Annotated in this window: 14 protein-coding genes and 1 pseudogene; 10 read left to right on the forward strand and 5 right to left on the reverse strand. The window is 65.1% G+C overall.

Going from position 1 to position 17,688, the window contains the following annotated elements; all coding sequences use genetic code 11:
- Positions 1-40 precede the first annotated feature (40 nt).
- The 5 genes from recO to IVB48_RS02645 all read left to right on the forward strand — a co-directional run bounded on the left by recO (position 41) and on the right by IVB48_RS02645 (position 6,853).
- A complete protein-coding gene (recO, locus tag IVB48_RS02625) occupies positions 41-793 on the forward strand; it encodes a DNA repair protein RecO (RefSeq protein WP_247397181.1) in 753 nt (250 codons plus the stop codon).
- A gap of 100 nt (positions 794-893) precedes the next feature.
- Positions 894-1,178: a hypothetical protein gene (locus tag IVB48_RS02630; RefSeq protein WP_027567282.1), complete on the forward strand. Its 285-nt coding sequence runs from the start codon at positions 894-896 to the stop codon at positions 1,176-1,178.
- Between the two features lie 60 nt (positions 1,179-1,238).
- A complete protein-coding gene (gene parC, locus IVB48_RS02635) occupies positions 1,239-3,497 on the forward strand; it encodes a DNA topoisomerase IV subunit A (RefSeq protein ID WP_247397183.1) in 2,259 nt (752 codons plus the stop codon).
- Positions 3,498-3,753: 256 nt separating this feature from the next.
- Complete coding sequence (locus tag IVB48_RS02640) at positions 3,754-5,304, forward strand: ABC transporter substrate-binding protein (RefSeq protein WP_247397185.1); 1,551 nt, start codon at positions 3,754-3,756, stop codon at positions 5,302-5,304.
- A gap of 4 nt (positions 5,305-5,308) precedes the next feature.
- Complete coding sequence (locus IVB48_RS02645) at positions 5,309-6,853, forward strand: GMC family oxidoreductase N-terminal domain-containing protein (protein WP_247397188.1); 1,545 nt, start codon at positions 5,309-5,311, stop codon at positions 6,851-6,853.
- A 35-nt stretch (positions 6,854-6,888) separates the two neighbouring features.
- On the opposite strand, the gene IVB48_RS02650 is transcribed toward IVB48_RS02645, so the two are convergent.
- Positions 6,889-8,103 (reverse strand): YeeE/YedE family protein, encoded by a 1,215-nt coding sequence (locus tag IVB48_RS02650; protein WP_247397191.1) that lies wholly within the window; start codon positions 8,101-8,103, stop codon positions 6,889-6,891.
- A gap of 1,135 nt (positions 8,104-9,238) precedes the next feature.
- Between IVB48_RS02650 and IVB48_RS02655 the strand changes: the two are divergent.
- Positions 9,239-9,425 (forward strand): annotated as a pseudogene (locus tag IVB48_RS02655) (hypothetical protein).
- Between the two features lie 194 nt (positions 9,426-9,619).
- Here the strand turns inward: IVB48_RS02655 and chrA are convergent.
- The gene (gene chrA / locus IVB48_RS02660; protein ID WP_247397193.1) at positions 9,620-11,005 is read right to left on the reverse strand and encodes a chromate efflux transporter; all 1,386 of its coding nucleotides are present in this window, start codon (positions 11,003-11,005) and stop codon (positions 9,620-9,622) included.
- On the reverse strand, positions 11,005-11,823 hold the full coding sequence (locus IVB48_RS02665) for a chromate resistance protein ChrB domain-containing protein (RefSeq protein ID WP_027567276.1): 819 nt from the start codon (positions 11,821-11,823) through the stop codon (positions 11,005-11,007). The genes chrA and IVB48_RS02665 overlap by 1 nt, the downstream gene beginning before the upstream one ends.
- Before the next feature lie 195 nt (positions 11,824-12,018).
- Between IVB48_RS02665 and dmeF the strand changes: the two genes are divergently transcribed.
- The 3 genes from dmeF to IVB48_RS02680 all read left to right on the forward strand — a co-directional run bounded on the left by dmeF (position 12,019) and on the right by IVB48_RS02680 (position 14,840).
- Entirely contained in the window at positions 12,019-12,969 is a 951-nt protein-coding gene (dmeF, locus tag IVB48_RS02670) for a CDF family Co(II)/Ni(II) efflux transporter DmeF (protein ID WP_247361561.1), read from the forward strand.
- Between the two features lie 78 nt (positions 12,970-13,047).
- Positions 13,048-13,878 carry an N-acyl homoserine lactonase family protein gene (locus IVB48_RS02675; RefSeq protein ID WP_247397196.1) on the forward strand — a complete coding sequence of 277 codons (831 nt, stop codon included), beginning with the start codon at positions 13,048-13,050 and terminating at the stop codon, positions 13,876-13,878.
- Positions 13,879-13,961: 83 nt separating this feature from the next.
- Positions 13,962-14,840 (forward strand): DMT family transporter, encoded by an 879-nt coding sequence (locus tag IVB48_RS02680; RefSeq protein WP_247397199.1) that lies wholly within the window; start codon positions 13,962-13,964, stop codon positions 14,838-14,840.
- Here IVB48_RS02680 and IVB48_RS02685 read toward each other — a convergent pair.
- Together IVB48_RS02685 and IVB48_RS02690 are read right to left on the reverse strand one after the other, a co-directional pair.
- A complete protein-coding gene (locus tag IVB48_RS02685; RefSeq protein ID WP_027567272.1) occupies positions 14,837-15,028 on the reverse strand; it encodes a hypothetical protein in 192 nt (63 codons plus the stop codon). The genes IVB48_RS02680 and IVB48_RS02685 overlap by 4 nt on opposite strands.
- Positions 15,029-15,059: 31 nt before the next feature.
- Entirely contained in the window at positions 15,060-16,214 is a 1,155-nt protein-coding gene (locus IVB48_RS02690) for an MFS transporter (protein ID WP_247397202.1), read from the reverse strand.
- Positions 16,215-16,395: 181 nt separating this feature from the next.
- Between IVB48_RS02690 and IVB48_RS02695 the strand changes: the two genes are divergently transcribed.
- Positions 16,396-17,655: an adenylate/guanylate cyclase domain-containing protein gene (locus IVB48_RS02695; protein ID WP_027567270.1), complete on the forward strand. Its 1,260-nt coding sequence runs from the start codon at positions 16,396-16,398 to the stop codon at positions 17,653-17,655.
- The last annotated feature ends 33 nt before the right edge of the window (positions 17,656-17,688 follow it).

A 17,688-nucleotide genomic window follows, 5' to 3' on the forward strand; every position in this document is an offset into this window, starting at 1 on the left:
CGCCCTACGATTGAAGACCGGAATCCGCTAGACTTCACCCATGGAATGGACCGACGAAGGCATCGTCCTGGGGGTGCGGCGGCATGGCGAGAGCAGCGCCATCGTCGAGCTGCTGACCCGTGCGCACGGCCGCCATCTCGGTCTCGTCCGCGGCGGCGCCGGCTCGCGGATGCGGCCCTTGCTGCAGCCCGGCAACAGCCTCGGCGTGGTATGGCGGGCGCGGCTCGACGAGCATCTCGGCACCTATGCCATCGAGGGCCTCAAGCTGCGGGCGGCGACGCTGCTGGGATCATCCCACGGCGTCTACGGCATCACCCATCTCGCCTCGATCGCGCGGTTGCTGCCGGAGCGCGATTCGCACGAAAACCTCATGGCGCTGCTCGAACATTCGCTGGATGATTTCGACGACATCGGCAGTGCCGCCGTACACGTGATCCATTTCGAGCTGGCGATGCTCACCGAGCTCGGCTTCGGGCTGGCGCTGGAAAACTGCGCGGTGACCGGAGAAACCAACGACCTGATCTATGTCTCGCCCAAATCCGGCGGCGCGGTGTCACGCGGAGCGGGCGAACCGTGGCGCGACCGCCTGTTGCGACTGCCGCCGTTCCTGCGCCAAGGCGAGGTGCAGGGCGACCTCACCGACGAGGATCTCCAGGATGGCTTTCGACTGACCGGCCTGTTCCTGTTGCGGCACGTGCTGGAGCCGCGCGGGCAGGGCCATTCCGACGCGCGGGCGGGCTTCATCAACGCGCTGACGCGACAGCAGGCAAAGGGCGCGATTCCCGCGCCATGAACCTGGCGCGGCTCTGCATTGCCCTGGTGGGACAACGCTTGCTGGAACAAAACGGGGTTCCCCGGACTTGCCGTTTTGGGTTCCAACCGGGGATAGCCTCATGCTGATCAAGGGACTTGTGATATCGGCAGCGCTGATCGCGCTGGCGCCGGACGCCCTCGCGGGTGAGCAGCCGGGCGTGTTTCGCCGTGCCTCCTGTACCGTCGTCAGATTCTATGTAGCCAAATATTCCGCTGCGGCCGCAGAGGCATGGGCAAGGTCCAAGGGCGCGACGGAGGCCGAGATCGAGACGGCGCGGCGGTGCCTGCCCAATGCCCCGGCCACCACGCAGGCCAAAAACGCCCAACCCACCCAGACCTTCACCGCAGGCTGGGCCGGCCAGTAGGCCGCGCACAGGAACCAATCGATCCTTGCCCGATTCGCTTCCACGGTTTAACCGGGCGGCATGGGAAAACGATTGATTCCGCCGGAGGAACCGGCCGAAATTCACGAGGTGCCGCTGCGTGAGGCGCTGGAAGAGCGCTATCTCGCGTACGCGCTCTCCACCATCATGCATCGCGCGCTGCCCGATGCGCGCGACGGCCTGAAGCCGGTGCACCGCCGGATCCTCTACGGCATGCGCCTGCTCCGGCTCGATCCGGGCACGGCATTCAAGAAGTCCGCCAAAATCGTCGGCGACGTGATGGGCTCGTTCCATCCGCATGGCGACCAGGCGATCTACGACGCCATGGTGCGTCTGGCGCAGGATTTCTCCTCGCGGTACCCGCTGGTCGACGGCCAGGGCAATTTCGGCAATATCGACGGCGATAATCCGGCCGCCTATCGCTACACCGAAGCGCGCATGACCGACGTCGCGCGGCTTCTGCTCGACGGCATCGACGAGGACGGGGTCGAATTCCGCCCCAATTACGATGGCCAGTCGAAAGAGCCGATCGTGCTGCCCGGCGGCTTCCCAAACCTGCTCGCCAACGGTGCGCAGGGTATCGCGGTCGGCATGGCGACCTCGATCCCGCCGCACAACGCGGCCGAGCTCTGCGACGCCGCGCTGCATCTGATCGAGAAGCCCGACGCGAAATCCAGGGCGCTGCTGAAATGGGTCAAGGGTCCGGATTTCCCCACCGGCGGCATCTGCGTCGATTCCAAGCAGGCGATCGCTGAAGCCTACACCACCGGCCGCGGCTCGTTTCGCGTCCGCTCCCGATGGGAGCAGGAAGAGGGCGCGCGCGGCACCTGGGTCGTCGTCGTCACCGAGATTCCCTTTCTGGTGCAGAAGTCGCGGCTGATCGAGAAGATCGCCGAGCTGCTGGACCAGAAGAAGCTGCCGCTGGTCGGCGATATCAGGGACGAATCGGCCGAAGACGTTCGCATCGTGATCGAGCCGAAGTCGAAGAACGTCGATCCCGCGCTGATGATGGAATCGCTGTTCCGGCTGACCGAGCTCGAAAACAAGATTCCGCTGAACCTCAACGTGCTGATCAAGGGCCGCGTCCCCAAAGTCGTGGGGCTCGCGGAATGCTTGCGCGAATGGCTCGACCATCTGCGTGACGTGCTGATCCGTCGCACCAACCATCGCAAGGCCGAGATCGAGCGCCGGCTGGAGATTCTCGGCGGCTTGCTGATTGCTTATCTGAACATCGACGAGGTGATCAGGATCATCCGCAATGAGGACGAGCCGAAGCCGGCGTTGATCAAGGCGTTCAAGCTCACCGAAGTGCAGGCCGAAGCCATCCTCAACATGCGGCTGCGAAGCCTGCGCAAGCTCGAGGAGATGGAGATCCGCAGCGAGGACAAGGATCTTCGCAAGGAGCTGAAGGGTATCGAGGGATTGCTGGCGTCCGAACCCGAGCAGTGGAAGAAGGTCGCCGAGCAGGTCGGCAAGGTCCGCGACATGTTCGGACCCAAGACCCCGCTCGGCAAGCGCCGTACCACCTTTGCGGACGCGCCCGAGCACGATCTGGCCGCGATCGAGGAGGCCCTGGTCGAGCGCGAGCCGGTGACGGTGGTCGTCTCCGACAAGGGCTGGATCCGCACCCTGAAGGGCCATGTCGAGGATCTCTCGGGGCTGGCTTTCAAGCAGGACGACAAGCTCGGGTTCGCGTTCTTCGCGGAAACGACCTCGAAGCTGCTGCTGTTCGCCACCAACGGAAAATTCTACTCGCTCGATGTCGCAAAACTTCCGGGCGGCCGCGGTCATGGCGAGCCGATCCGCCAGTTCATCGATCTCGAGCCGGAGGCCGCGCCGGTCACGCTGTTCGTCAACAAGGGCGGACGCAAATTCCTGGTCGCGAGCCACGAGGGCCAGGGCTTCGTCGTCAACGAAGACGACTGCGTCGGCACCACGAAGAAGGGCAAGCAGGTCCTCAATGTCGACATGCCGAACGAGGCGCGCACGGTCACCGAGGTGCTCGGCGATACCGTCGCGGTCATCGGCGAGAACCGCAAGATGCTGCTTTTCCCGCTCGACCAGGTGCAGGAGATGCCGCGTGGCCGCGGTGCGCGCCTGCAGAAATACAAGGATGGCGGTCTTTCCGACGTCGCCGTGTTCGACGCCAAGGCGGGCCTGACCTGGAAGGACTCCGCGGGGCGCGAATTCTCTGCGACCATGAAGGAACTCGCCGAGTGGCGCGGCAACCGCGGTGACGCCGGCCGCCTCGCGCCGAAGGGATTCCCGAAGTCGAACAAGTTCGGCAGGGTGATCGGGTAGTCCGCGGGCCGTCGCCATATCGACAGTGTCATGCCCCGCGTAGGCGGGGCATCCAGTACTCCGCGACCTCTCGGCTCAATCGTAGCTTTCTCTGGAATACTGGATCGCCCGGTCAAGCCGGGCGATGACAGCGAGGGTGTGGCGCGCAAACGCGCGGCAGATAGCCGTGAGCGCATACGTGTTTCGGCCCTCCGGGCATGAACATTGCTTTTTGTCTGGCGACTTTAACGTCTCCGTCAAAAGGCAAATCCATTCCATGTTCAAACTGAAGGCTTTCATTCCGGCGCTGTTCGCCTTGGCGCTGACCGCGCCGCCCGCGCATGCCGCAGGCAATCTCGTCGCGGTGCTCGAGGCGGAGATCGTCACGCTCGATCCGCATTTCTCGACGGCCTATATTTCGCGCACGTTTGGCTACATGGTGTTCGACACGCTGTTTGCGAAGGATTCCAAAGGCGAGATCAAGCCGCAGATGGTGCAGGACTGGAAAGTCTCGGCCGATGGCCTGACCTACAGTTTCACGCTGCGCGACGGTTTGAAGTGGCATGACGGCCAACCGGTCACGGCCGCCGATTGCGTCGCCTCGCTGCGCCGCTGGGGCACCCGCAGCGCGCTCGGCCGCCGCATCTTTGCGATCACGGCCTCGCTCGAACCGACCGACGCAAAAACCTTCGTGCTGACGCTGAAGGAGCCGTCCGGTCTCGTCATCGACGCGCTCGGCAATCCCGTCAGTCCGGTGGCCTTCATGATGCCCGAGCGCATCGCCAAAACGCCCGGCGACCAGCGCATCACCGAGATCGTCGGCTCCGGCCCGTTCGTCTACAGCAAGGCCGATCACCGCACCGGCGACCGCATGGTCCTGAAGAAATTCGCCGACTACGTGCCGCGGCCCGAGCCTGCCGACTTCCTCGCCGGCGGCAAGCGCGTCAACATCGACACGCTCGAGATCCGTGTCATCCCGGACGGCGCGACCGCAGCCTCCGCGCTGCAGGCCGGCGAAGTCGATTTCATGCAATACGCGCCGTTCGATCTGCTGCCGACCATGGAGAAGAACTCACGGGTCAAATTGGTCAATTTCACCGGCGGCAACATGTTCGCGGGCGCCTATCGCCTCAATGCCGCATCCAAGCCGTTCGACGATCCAGAAATTCGCCGCGTGCTGTGGAAGCTGGTCGATCAGCGCGAGGTGCTGGACGCACTCGGCCTGGACGCCAAATACGCCACGCCTTGCGCGACATACTTCACCTGCGGCACCACCTATGACAGCAAGGCCGGGACCGAAGCCGCCGCCAAGCCGTCGATCGAAGCGGCGAAGGCCGCACTGAAGGCGACGAAATACGCCGGCGAGCCTGTTGTCGTGATGGAGGCCAACGATCTCGAAGCCCCGCGTATTTCGGCGCAGGTGCTGGCCGAGCGGCTGAAGCAAGCCGGCTTCAATGTCGACCTCCAGGTGATGGACTGGGCGAGCGTGTTGGCGCGCCGCGCCAAGAAGGAGGGCTGGAGCGTCTATGGCGTTCACGCCGGCGGCTTCGACCTCGGTTCGCCGCTGACCAACGTCATGGTCGCCTTCAACTGCGCCGATTTCACCGGCTGGCAATGCGATGCGCGCATTACGCCGCTGATGGAAGCCTTTGCCAAGGCGCCCGCCGAGGAGGATCGCAAGAAGATCGCAGGCGAGATCCAGACCGTCATGTACGATCAGGCACCCGCAATACCGTGGGGCCAATTCGCCCAGCCCGCCGCCTCTCGCGCGACCTTGCGCGGTCTGATACCGTCCGCCATCCCGGTGTTCTGGAACGTTGAGAAGTAGCGCGATGTACGATGTCATTGTTGTCGGCGGCGGCTCCGCCGGCGCCGCTGTTGCGGCACGGCTCTCGGAAGATCCCGCACGGCGCGTCCTGCTGCTTGAGGCGGGCCTGGACTGGCGCGCCGAGGAGGCGCCGTGGGAGGTGATGACGCCGAATCCCATCCCGATCATCCACAAGCGCGAGTACCAGGAGAAATGGCAATGGCCGGATCTTCTGACGCGCCGCGTGGCCGGCCAGGAGCCGCGCTTCTACTGGCGCGGCAAGGGGCTCGGCGGCTCCTCGATGATGAACGGTCAGATCGCGATCCGGGGCGTTGCGGACGCGTTCGACGAATGGGCCGCCAATGGCTGCACCGGCTGGTCGGCCAAGGACGTGATGCCGTTGTTCTCGGTGATCGAGGATGATCTGGAATTCGGCGACGAGGCCTCCCACGGACTCGGCGGACCGCTGCCGGTCTATCGCGCGCCGCCGGAAAAGTGGGGACCGATCGATCGCGGCTTGCGCGACGCGGCGCTGGCGAGCGGCTATCCCTGGTGCGCCGACGTCAACGGCCCGGACGGCGAGGGGGTCGCCTGCTATCCCATCAACAGCCGCAACAGCCGCCGCATCACCACCAACGAGGGTTATCTGGAGCCCGCGCGGGGCCGCGCCAATCTGGAAATTCGCGGGCATGCGCTGGTCGACCGCGTGCTGATCAGTAATGGACGGGCGACCGGCCTTCGCGTTCACATCGAGGGGCAGGGCACCAGCGAGATCAGCGCGCGCCAGATCGTGCTGTGTGCCGGCGCCATCCACAGTCCGGCAATCCTGCTGCGCTCGGGCATTGGACCTGCGGATGAGCTGAAGGCGATGGGGATCGCGGTCGAGCGCGACCTGCCGGTCGGCAAGCACTTCTTCGATCACCCGCTGTTTCGCGCCACGATCCAGCTCCAAGAAATTCTGCGGCCCACAGATCCCGACACCCGCCACACCAATTGCTGCGTGACCTATTCGTCAGGCCTCGCCGACGGCGGCAAGCGCGACATGATCCTGATCGCCTTCAACCACCGCGGCATCGGCGTGCCGGGCGCGATCGGCGCCGGGCTGTTCAACGCGTATTCGCGTGGCACGCTCAAGCTGGCCTCGACCGACCCCGCGATCGATCCTGTTGTCGAGGAGAACATGCTGGCCGATCCCCGCGACATGCTACGCATGATGGATGCGGTGAGGCGGCTGGCCGTGATCACCGCCCAGCCGGCGCTATCGGGCATCACGGATTGGATCCGGCTCGCCGACACGGATTTGACGCTGCCGCAAGCTGCTGCTTTGCCCGATCACGAGCTCGAAGCGCTGCTGCGCCGTGAGACCGGCGACATCCAACACGCCGCCGGCAGTTGCCGCATGACCGGAGTTAACGACACCCAGGGCGTGGTCAACCCTGACGGCACGGTGAAGGGTATCGCGGGCCTGCGCGTCGCCGACGCCTCGATCATGCCGTCGGATTGCCGGGCCAACACCCACTTTACGACGGTGGTGATCGGCGAGGCGATCGCGCGGTTGATGATGCGTTAGAGGGCAGCATCGAGCGCCGGCGTGCGGACGAAGACCTACCGCTCGACGGCCAGGCCGAACAGCGGTCGGAGCTGTGTTCCCAGAATGTTGCCAACGAAAGCCGCGACCAGCCAGCACCAGCCATGCAGGCTGCCCGATGCGATCCCGCTGAAATAAGCGCCGATATTGCAGCCATAGGCGAGCCGGGCGCCATAGCCGAGAAGCAGGCCGCCGATGATGGCGGCGAGGAGCGAGGATGCGGAGATGCGCCATGTCGGATGGAATTTGCCGGCGAGGCCTGCCGCCAGCAAGGCTCCCAGGATGATGCCGAAATCCATGACGGAGGTGATGTCGGCGAAGATGCTTTGGTGCAGCGAGGCGGCGCGAGCACCCTGCCAATAGGGCCAAGACGCGACGTCGACGCCGAGGCTCATCAGGATCTTCGATCCCCAGAGCGCGAAAGCGGAGGTGATGCCCCAGGGACGTCCCGCGAGATACAGCGTGGCGAAATTTCCGATCGCGAGCAGGACCGCGCCCCACAGGAGCGGCCACGGCCCCTGCATGAAGCGGCGCGCGCCGCGCAGCTTCGTGCGCGCTCCCGGCTCAAGTTGGCCGTGGCGGCCGATCTCGGCCCTGACGGTGATGAGGTAGATCGCAGCCATGACGGCCCAGCAGAGCACGAGCGCCGGCAGCCAGCCGAGCCGTTCGATCAACGAGACCGCGCCGCTGTTCGGCAGCGCGCTCCACCACGGCAGGTGCAATGCACCGAGCGTCGATCCGGCGATGAAGGCCGCCAGTGTCACCAGCATGCGGGTGTTGCCGCCGCCGGCGGTATAAAGCGTTCCCGACGCGCAGCCGCCGCCAAGCTGCATTCCAAGGCCGAACAGAAACGCCCCGGTCAGCATGCCCACGCCCACCGCGCCGAGCTCGCCATGCACGGCAACGCCGAACAGCGTGCCTTGCGCCAAGGCCGGAAAGAAGAGGGCGGTTGCCAGCGCCAGCATGACCATTTGCGCACGGAGGCCGGCGCCTCGTCGCGCGACAATGAAGACGCGCCAGGCCGAGGTGAACCCGAACAGCGCATGGTAAAGCGTCAGGCCAAGTGCACCTCCGAGAAGAAACAACAATCCCTGCTGCCAGGAAATCGTGCCCGACAAGGCCGCGGCGCCCGCCAGAAGAATCGCCGCCGCGACAGCAACGACCGTGAGATTGGCGCCGTGCCGGTCATTGTCAGGGGCAAGCAGCCGCGCATCGATAGATAGATCGGTCATGGCTCATCCAAAAAAGCGGATTTCCTCGCAGTGAGAGCTAACCGGGGCGAATTCTCCCCGTTCCAATCTTTCCACCTTGGAACTGATGCGATAGCGCTAGGAAACGGCTGTCATGCCCCGGCTCGACCGGGGCATCCAGTACGCCGCGGCTTCTCTTCTCAATCACGATCGTCTCGGAGTACTGGGTCGCCCGGTCAAGCCGGGCGAGGACATCGAGGGTGAGGTTCACCCAGCCACCGCTCGGTTATACGTGTCGAACAGCGGACACGCCTTCGCGATCTCGCGGCGCGTTCTGCCCGAGTTTTGCGTCGTCGCATTGCCCTCGTTGAGACAAGGGCGCAGGGAAGGCCGGGCGCCGGCTGGCACCGCAGATCCGTGGGCGATAGAAATGCACACGGGGTGGATCACAGGTTCGCCGGATCGCCCGGCCTTCCCGGCGCAATGGTTTTAACGTGTCCTTCGTGCTCCCCCGGGGAGCGATGCACTATTGCCCCCGTCGCCTTGCAGATGACTGATGCGCGCGCCCGGTCGGGCCGCCACATCACCGCAGGACTTGACGCACAGACCCCGGGCGTCAGGACCACACGACTTGTTCGTCCGCGCACGTCCTCGCTGGGACTTCGAGTGCTGGCGTGTGCTCACACCCGAAGCATGCCAAGGCGCTGGCGGCATCGTGTCGTAGGCACGAAGGCATTGCTCACAGCCGAAGCGCCCTGCAATGCCTGTCATGCCCGACGCCGTCGCGTCCATCGCTGCCCAGCCCGCGGTCGTGACGATCGCGATCCGCCCCTTGTCTCGGGTCGGGGTGTGTCGTTGGTACGTCGAATCCGAATTTCGGTAAAGCAGAATGTTTTGCGAGGGCTTGAGAGGCGGTGTGGCATAGGCTTTTCAGCGCAACTTCGGCGACCCGGCACCTGATAGGACAAAGTTATGACCGAAAGCGAAAAGAAGCTCCTGATCCACTCGGCATGGATCGCGCGGCTCGTCTGGCGTCGGCTTACGCCAGTTGACGCACTAGCTTCAACCGAACTGGAACAATCTCGAAGCGATCTGATTGAAGTTTGTTACGGCTTAGCTGGGATAGACACGGAGTATTCCTGGAGAAGCGTGTTGTTTATCAGGGAAGGTGCTTCACATGGATGACAAACGAAAATCATCAAAAGCTGGGGAACGGGCCGCTGAAGGCTTGCGCGAGGCGACTGCTAAGGAAGAAGCGAAAAACGAGAGCAAGACGGGACACGTTAGCTAAGGGCGCTGATCGCTTCGAAGAACGTTCTGAAAGCTCCGATGGAAGAAGCGCAAAAGAGAAGCAAAAAGGGTGAATGTATGCGGCAGATCCGGCGCTGCGTTTCCGTGGATGACCTCAAGCGGGCGAACCGGGACCCCATAGCTAGCTGAGATGACCAACTGGCCCACTGGCTCGGGCGAGGATGTCTGAGGTTCGCCATGCAACCCTGACGGCTTAGTGACGCCTTCCATTGGCAAACCGGACGTGACGAACCAATTAGTCCATGTTCTAAATCACCCCCGCCAACCTTAGCGCCACGCCCGCCGCGCAACTGCCCGCGAGCACCGTGAGCATGCCGAGCTTGAACCGGAAGATCGCGGTTGCTGCCGCGATCGACAGCATGAGCGCGGGGATATCGACGCTCGTCAGGACCGGCATGTCGAAGTTCAGCGGAAACGCGTGCACCGGCACGGTGTCGCGGAACAGCGTGTGCAGCGCGAACCAGATCGAGAGGTTGAGGATCACGCCGACGACGGCAGCCGTGATCGCACTGAGCGCACCGCCGAGACCCTTGTTGCCGCGCAGCCGTTCGACGTAGGGGGCGCCGACGAAGATCCAGAGGAAGCAGGGTGTGAAGGTGACCCAGGTCGCGAGCAGTCCGCCGAGCGTGGCCGCGAGCATCGGCGACAGGCCGCTGGCGTCGCGGTAGGCGCCCATGAAGCCCACGAACTGGAGCACCATGATCAAAGGGCCGGGCGTGGTCTCGGCCATGCCAAGACCGTCGAGCATCTCGTGCGGCTTGAGCCAGTGATAGTGCTCGACCGCCTGCTGGGCGACATAGGCCAGCACAGCATAGGCGCCGCCGAAGGTGACCATCGCCATTTTCGAGAAGAACAGCGCGATGTGACTGAAGACATTGTCTTGTCCAACAGCGAGCAACAGCGCGATCACCGGCACCAGCCACAGCGCAAGCCACAACACGCCCACGCGAATCGTGCGGACGGTGTTGGGGCGGACATGCTCGGGCACGGCGTCGCCGAGCATGCTGTCGATCACGGCGCTGCTGCCGGCAGGGCCGTGACCGGCCGGCGCGAATTCCGGACGGCCCTGTTTGGCGCCGATATATCCGATGATTCCGCCGGCGATGATGATGACCGGGAAGGGGATCGCGAAGAAGAAAATCGCGACGAAGGCGATCGCGGCAAGCGCGATCATGATGCGGTTCTTCAATGCGCGCTTGCCGACGCGCACCACGGCCTCGACGACGATGGCGAGCACGGCGGCCTTCAAGCCGAAGAACAGAGCCTCGACGAAGCTGACATTGCCGTAGGCGGCGTAGACGTAACTCAGGCCCATGATGGCAATGATGCCGGGCAGAATGAACAGCCCGCCCGCCATCAGCCCGCCGGCGGTGCGATGCATCAGCCAGCCGACATAGGTCGCGAGCTGCTGCGCCTCCGGGCCCGGCAGCAGCATGCAGTAATTGAGCGCGTGGAGGAAACGGGCTTCCGAGATCCAGTTCTTCTCCTCGACCAGGATGCGGTGCATGACCGCGATCTGGCCCGCGGGCCCGCCAAAACTCAGGCAGGCGACGCGGAGCCAAACGCGAAAGGCTTCGCTGAAGCTGACGCCGTGACCGGCATCAGCTCCTGCTTCGATCGTACGGGTATCCATCAAGCCTTCGCCTTGTTGGTCGGCCAGTTGTGGGTCTCGGACGTGGCGTCACGGCACCAGCGATAGAAGGCGTCGTAGAGCAGCATGCCGGCCTCGAGCTGTTCGAGGTCGTCATCATACATCCGCGACAGCCCGAGCGAAGCTGCGAGCAGGCCGGGGGCCTCCGGCGCAAGGTCGGGCCGCCCGGTGTCGGCGCCGCGCACCAGCGTTGCGAGCCGGAGCAGCGCCGGCGCGGCAATCCCAAACTCCTCGATCATCACGTCGAAGGTGCAGAGCTCACCACGGTGGCTCCAGAACACGTTCTCGATGTCGAAGGGGGCTGCGTTGAAGCGTTGCCCCACGGCCACCACTTCCGAAGGTGCCACGAACAGAAACACCGCATTGGGATCGACGAAGCGTCGGATCAGCCAGGGGCAGGCAATGCGGTCGACCTTGGGCCGCGCCCGCGTCACCCAGACGGTGCGTCCCTTGGCGTCGCGCGGCGGCAGCTTGCGGGTATCGAGCAGCGGCAGCTTTGCGTCCTTCCAGCCCTCGAATCCGCCTTCCAGCGTCTCGGCCTGGACCCCAAGCTGCCTGAGCCAGGCCGCCGTGCCCTGAGCCAGCTTTGCGCCGCGCAGGCAGGAGACGATGGCGGTGCGGCCGGCGAATTCGGCACCCCATTCCGGAACATTGTCGTGGCTGAGCTTGATCGAGCCTGGGATCAGCCGCCGGTCGGCGGCAAAATCCTCGTCGGTGCGCACGTCGATCAGGGCAGGGGCGTTTGCCGTGCCGATCAACCGTGCCAGTTTGTCAGATGATATCGTCGTGTAGGAAGACATGATGCGCCCTCGTGAAAAACAACGGGACGCGATACTTGGGCATGTCGCCTCGTGGGGAGATCGCTCAAATCTCCATGACCTTCATTACACCGAAACGGCACCTACCTGTCAATCGGCTCATTCCGGGGATTTTGCCCAGAGGACTCGCAGGTCTATATTAGGGGTTAACGGCCCGGGCCTTTCGGAGACTTCGCGATGCATTCCCATTCCATCGAACAATGGACCCATGACCACGCCTTTCTGGGCGACAAGCACGACGAGAACGAGCGGCGTACCTGGCTCGTCGTCATCCTGACGCTGGTCATGATGGTCGGCGAGATCGTCGCGGGCACGCTGTTCGGCTCGATGGCGCTGCTCGCCGACGGCTGGCACATGGGAACGCATGCGGCGGCGCTGGGGATTGCCGCGTTCGCGTATCGCTTTGCGCGACGACATCTGGGGAGCTCGCATTTCAGCTTCGGGACCGGCAAGTTCGGCGATCTTGCCGCCTTCGCCAGCGCGATCATCCTCGGCCTGATCGCGGTCGAGATCGCCTATGAGAGCGTGCTGCGGCTGATCAATCCGGTGCCGATCGTCTATGGCGAGGCCATCGTAGTCGCTGCCCTCGGCCTGTGCGTCAATCTCGCCAGTGCCTGGCTGCTCCGCGATAACCATGGTCATCACCATCACGGCCATGCGCATGATGATCACGACGATCATGACCATGATCACCACCACCATCATCACGACAACAATCTCCGCGCGGCTTATGTCCACGTCATGGCGGACGCGGCGACCTCGGTGCTGGCGATCGCCGCGCTCGTGGTCGCCATGTATTCGGGATGGGCCTGGGCCGATCCGGCGGTCGGCCTGATCGGCAGTGCCGTGATCGCAAGCTGGGCGTTCGGCCTGATAAAGACATCAGGCGCGGTGCTGCTCGACGTCCGCGCCGACGAGAAGCTGGAGCGCGTGATCCGGGCGCGCATGGAGATCGGCGATGACCGCGTCACCGATCTGCATCTGTGGCAGGTCGGCCCCGGCCATTGCGCCGTGCTGGTCTCGGTGGTGTCGGACAAGCCGAAGCAGCCGGCGGTCTACAAAAAGCGGCTCGCCGGGTTGAAGGGGCTGAGCCACGTCACGGTCGAGGTCGAGACTTGCCCGCATTAAAGTGGTCTGCGGGAATTCTGCGAATTGGCCGGGGTTGACCCTCGGTCACAGCCGACAATGGCTGCAAGGGAGGAACGAATGACGTCAAGGATCACGCTCGCTCTCGCCGTCGCTGCGCTTGCCCTGTCCGGCCATGCGGCGCTGGCGCAATCGGAAAAGACCGGTGTCGAAAAGCTCTACGTGCTCAATTGCGGGGAGGGCACCGCCGGCGACATCTCGCGCTGGACGCCCGGCCTTAACGAGGGCAAGACGATGGACTTCGTCGACAGCTGCTATCTCGTCAAGCACGCCAAGGGCTGGTTCCTGTGGGACACCGGCATCGCCGACGCAGTCGCCGCGATGCCGAACGGCCTTACGCCCGCCGATCCCAAGGCCGTGACCTGGCGCCGGCCGAAGACGCTTGCCGCCCAGCTCGAACAGCTCGGCCTCAAGCCCGGTGACGTCAAGATGATGGCCGTCTCGCACACGCATCCCGACCACACCGGCAATGTCGAGCTATTCCCGCAGGCCACGCTCTACGTGCAGAAGGCCGAGTATGACTGGCCCGGCGCCAACAACGAGCCGCGATTCAAGCCCTCGCATCCGGTCGAGCTGCTTGCGGGCGACAAGGACGTGTTCGGCGACGGCAGCGTGACCATCCTGTCGACGCCCGGCCATACGCCGGGACATCAATCGCTGCTGGTGAAGCTGCCGAAGACCGGCGCCGTCGTACTGTCGGGCGACGCCGTGCATTTCAAGGACAATTGGGACAACCGCCGCGTGCCCAGCATGAACGCCAACAAGGACCAGAGCGCGGCCTCGATGCAGAAGATCGCCGACACGCTCAGTAAGGAGAAGGCGCAGCTCTGGATCAACCACGACAAGGTCCAGCGCGACAGCCAGAAGATGGCGCCTGAGTTTTACGACTAGCTTCCCGCGACGCCCCTGTTGCCACTACGGTGGCAGCAGGGGCGTGCTAGCGCCCTCAACAAGCTCCGCAACGGGAGACGATTGTGGGTGAGTGGGCCGGGGTTGCGATCGCGCTGGCGTCGAGCAGCCTTGGCGGCACGGCCGCGGCGATCACCCGCTATCTGGTCGGCGGCGCCGATCCGATCCTGCTCGCGATCCTGCGCTGGGGGATCGGCTTTCTCTGCCTCCTGCCGTGCGCGGTTCTGTTCGGCGTGCGCTGGCCGCAGCGGTCCGACTGGCCGGCCGTGGCGCTGCTCGGCATCTGCTTTTTCGGCCTGTTCTTCATCCTCTACAACATCGCGGTCTCCTACACGACCGCCGCGCGCGCCAGTCTCGCGCTTGCGACGCTGCCGCTCCACACCATGGTGGTCGGCGCCATGCTCGGCGTCGAGCGGCTGACGGCGCGCAAGATCATTGGTGTCGGCATCGCCGTGCTCGGCGTGGCGGCGGCGCTGGCGGCGGGCTTGGCGCAAAGCCCGCCGGGCGCCTGGCGCGGCGAGCTGATCATGAGCGGTGCCGTGTTCTGCATGGCGTTCTACAACGTGCTGTCGCGGCCGCTGATGCAGCGCTCCAGCCCGCTTGGTTTTCTCACGGTCGGCATGGGTGCGGGCGCCGCCGTGCTGGTGCTCGCGGGTTCCGTGAAGGGCAGCTTTGCAGCGCTTGATCATTTCACGATGGGGCAGTGGATTGCCGGCGTCTATCTCGGCATCGGCGGCGGTGCGCTCGCCTTCATCCTCTGGGTCATGGCGCTGGCGCGGGCAACGCCGACCCGGGTCGCCAATACGATGACGGTCAACCCGATCGCCGCCACCTTGCTGGCCGCGCTGCTGATCGGCGAGCCGATCACGCCCAACCTTCTGATCGGGCTGGTCGCTGTGTTCGCCGGCATCTGGATCGCGACCGGCGAAACGAAGCCGGCCTAGTTGCGCGGTGCGGTCACGGCGGGCGGGCTCGCTTCCGGCGCCTTCTTCGGCTTCAGCGAGCCGGCGTAGAAGGAGATCAGCCAGACCAGGATGATGGCGAGGAGATAGACACCCCAGGCCTGCGGCGGCGTGGTCGCCCAGCGCAGGAGGCCTTTGAATGTGCGGGGCGGGCGCGTGTCTTCGGTCATGCTTCGCTTGTGCGCGAAAGCTCCGGCCCGGTCAATCCGGCCGCGGTTGCGCGCGGATCATGAACAGCGCGGCCAGCGCCGAGAGGCTGAGCGCGGATGAGACGATCAGCACCTTGGCGCCCATGACGTCGATGAGCAGGCCAAAGGCCAGCGGCGCCACGGCTTGCGCCATCCGTGCCGGCGCGCCGATGATGCCGAGGCGATAGCCGAAATCCTTGGGGCCGAAGATCGACAGCGGCAGCGTGCCGCGCGCGATGGTCAGGATGCCGTTGCCGGAGCCGTGGAACAGCGCAAACGCACTGGCCGCGGCGCCGCCGAAGATCGCAACGACCACGGCGCCGATCGGGTGGGTGAGGCAGGCGAGCCGCGTCGACCACAGCGGATGAAAGCGGCTGAGGAAGCCTGCCTCCAGAACCCGCGCGGCCACTTGCGCCGGGCCGATCAGCGCACCGGCCGCGATCGCCTCGACCGGCGTCGCGCCGGTCGTCTCCAGGATGCGCGGGAAATGCGCGGCCATCGCGCCGGTGACGGTCCAGACTGCCGCAAAGATGAAGGCGAGCAGCACCATGGTGCGGTCGAGCGGCAGATGCGGCTTCTCTGCCGCCGCAGCCTGCCTGGCGCCCTTGATCGTCGGCAGCAAGAAGAAGTTGAGCGGCAGGCCGATCAGGATATTGGCAGTGGCCCAGGCGAAGCAGGTGTCGCGCCAGCCGATATGGGCGAGGCCCCAGGCGGTGAGCGGCCAGCCGACGGTCGATGCAAAGCCCGCCATCAGCGTGATGCCGGTGATCGGCCTGCGCGCCTCGGTGCCGTAGATGCGACCGAGCGCGGCGAAGGCGGCGTCGTAGAGCCCCATCGCCATGCCGATGCCGAGCACGAGCCAGGCCATTGCCATCACCGCCACCGATTGCGAGAGGCCGAGCAGAACGAGGCCGGCGGCGATCGTCAGGTTCGACACCGAGAGGACCTGCCGGCCGCCGACCAGATCGATCTGTCGCCCGATGCGCGGCCCGAGCAGCGCCGAGATCACCAGCGAGGCCGAGAACGCGCCAAAGACCCAGTTGGAGGAGATGCCGAGATCGCGCGCCATGGGATCGGCCAGCAGCGCCGGCAGATAGTAGCTCGAGGCCCAGGCCAGGGTCTGCGTGGTACCGAGCGCCAGAATGATCGGAAGCTGGCGCTGGCTCATATCCCCGTATTTCTGATCGGCGTCACCATTCGCATTTGCGGCCCGAGGCGGCAGCGCGTCAACAGCGTCCGCGACATATGCGACCTGCCGCGGGCGGGAGCCTGGCCGTGAGCGGGAGCCTTGGCGACGCAAGGTCCGCGCGCCGCCTTTCGCTCGTCACGAATGCACGGCATAATGGCGCATGCAATTGACCTCGCGCGTTGCGCTGATGAACTGGTTGGCCGGCCAGGGGCTCACCGGCCTGCCCGAACCCGAACTGCTGCGCGGCTTCTGCGAGCGCTGCCGCGCCGAGGGGCTGGAACTCTCGCGTGGGCTTGTCGTCATCGATACGCTGCACCCTATCTACGAGGGGCGCGCCTTCCGCTGGAGCGATACGCCGACCAACGAGAGCGACGTCGTCGAATACGGCTCGACGGCCGAGGGCGACGCGGCCAACAATTGGCGCCGGTCGGTGTTCTATCATTTGCTCGAGCATGGTCACGACGAGATGGTGATCGATCTCGCCGACGCGCCCACGCTCGATTTCTCGCAAATCGGCGAGCTCGCTGAAACGGGTCACCGCCATTTCCTGGCCTTTGTGCACCGCTTCGGGGAGACTGGAGCGCTCGGGCAGATGGACTGCCTCTACTCCTCCTGGACAACGCGACGTGACAGCGGCTTCGCCGAAGGCGAGCTCGCCGCGCTGCGCGACCTCGTGCCGGTGCTGGGGCTCGCGATCAAGTCGGCGCAGCAGGTCGACATCGCGCGCACGCTCGGCCGCGTCTATCTCGGACGCGATGCGTCAGAGCAGGTCTTGAGCGGACGTATCTCGCGCGGCGTCACCGAGCGCATCAACGCCGTGCTGTGGTATTCGGATCTGCGCGGCTCGACCGGAATCAGCGAGAGCATTGGCCCCGACGAGATCATCCCGTTCCTTAACGATTATGCGCAGGCCGTGATCGACGCGATCCACGATGCCGGTGGCGACGTCTTGAAGCTGATCGGCGACGGCGTGCTCGCGATGTTCACCGGCGAGGACATGGCGCATGCCCGGCGCGCGGCGCTGCGCGCCGAGCATTTATTCCGCAAGAACGTCGCTGCGCTGAACCTGAGGCGGGGGGCCGAGGGCCGTCCCACCACGTCCGCCTATATCGGCCTGCATGTCGGCGAGGTCTTCTACGGCAATATCGGCAGCGAGGACCGGCTCGACTTCACCGTGGTCGGTCCGACCGTGAACGAGGTCAGTCGCATCGCCTCGATGAGCCGTTCGGTCGATCGCGAGCTGCTGGCCTCGGCGGAATTCTACAAGGGCCTCGACGCCACCGGCCGCCGCTACCTCGTCTCCACCGGCCGCTATGCGCTGCGTGGCATTGGCCGCGCGCAGGATCTCTACACGCTCGATCCGGAGGTGGACGCGAGCGAGCCGGTGACGGGGAGCTACGAGCGGTATCTGGCGGGCTAGGCTGGCTGCTTCAACATACTCCGTCATTGCGAG

Origin of the sequence: Bradyrhizobium sp. 76 (assembly GCF_023073025.1) — a bacterium.
GTDB lineage: Bacteria > Pseudomonadota > Alphaproteobacteria > Rhizobiales > Xanthobacteraceae > Bradyrhizobium.

What these genes read in the sequence shown, in the direction of transcription:
- recO (WP_247397181.1), top strand. Translation starts at nt 41, where the DNA reads ATGGAATGGACCGACGAAGGCATCGTCCTGGGGGTGCGGCGGCATGGC.
- IVB48_RS02630 (WP_027567282.1), top strand. Translation starts at nt 894, where the DNA reads ATGCTGATCAAGGGACTTGTGATATCGGCAGCGCTGATCGCGCTGGCG.
- parC (WP_247397183.1), top strand. Translation starts at nt 1,239, where the DNA reads ATGGGAAAACGATTGATTCCGCCGGAGGAACCGGCCGAAATTCACGAG.
- IVB48_RS02640 (WP_247397185.1), top strand. Translation starts at nt 3,754, where the DNA reads ATGTTCAAACTGAAGGCTTTCATTCCGGCGCTGTTCGCCTTGGCGCTG.
- IVB48_RS02645 (WP_247397188.1), top strand. Translation starts at nt 5,309, where the DNA reads ATGTACGATGTCATTGTTGTCGGCGGCGGCTCCGCCGGCGCCGCTGTT.
- IVB48_RS02650 (WP_247397191.1), bottom strand. Translation starts at nt 8,103, where the DNA reads ATGACCGATCTATCTATCGATGCGCGGCTGCTTGCCCCTGACAATGAC.
- chrA (WP_247397193.1), bottom strand. Translation starts at nt 11,005, where the DNA reads ATGGATACCCGTACGATCGAAGCAGGAGCTGATGCCGGTCACGGCGTC.
- IVB48_RS02665 (WP_027567276.1), bottom strand. Translation starts at nt 11,823, where the DNA reads ATGTCTTCCTACACGACGATATCATCTGACAAACTGGCACGGTTGATC.
- dmeF (WP_247361561.1), top strand. Translation starts at nt 12,019, where the DNA reads ATGCATTCCCATTCCATCGAACAATGGACCCATGACCACGCCTTTCTG.
- IVB48_RS02675 (WP_247397196.1), top strand. Translation starts at nt 13,048, where the DNA reads ATGACGTCAAGGATCACGCTCGCTCTCGCCGTCGCTGCGCTTGCCCTG.
- IVB48_RS02685 (WP_027567272.1), bottom strand. Translation starts at nt 15,028, where the DNA reads ATGACCGAAGACACGCGCCCGCCCCGCACATTCAAAGGCCTCCTGCGC.
- IVB48_RS02690 (WP_247397202.1), bottom strand. Translation starts at nt 16,214, where the DNA reads ATGAGCCAGCGCCAGCTTCCGATCATTCTGGCGCTCGGTACCACGCAG.
- IVB48_RS02695 (WP_027567270.1), top strand. Translation starts at nt 16,396, where the DNA reads ATGCAATTGACCTCGCGCGTTGCGCTGATGAACTGGTTGGCCGGCCAG.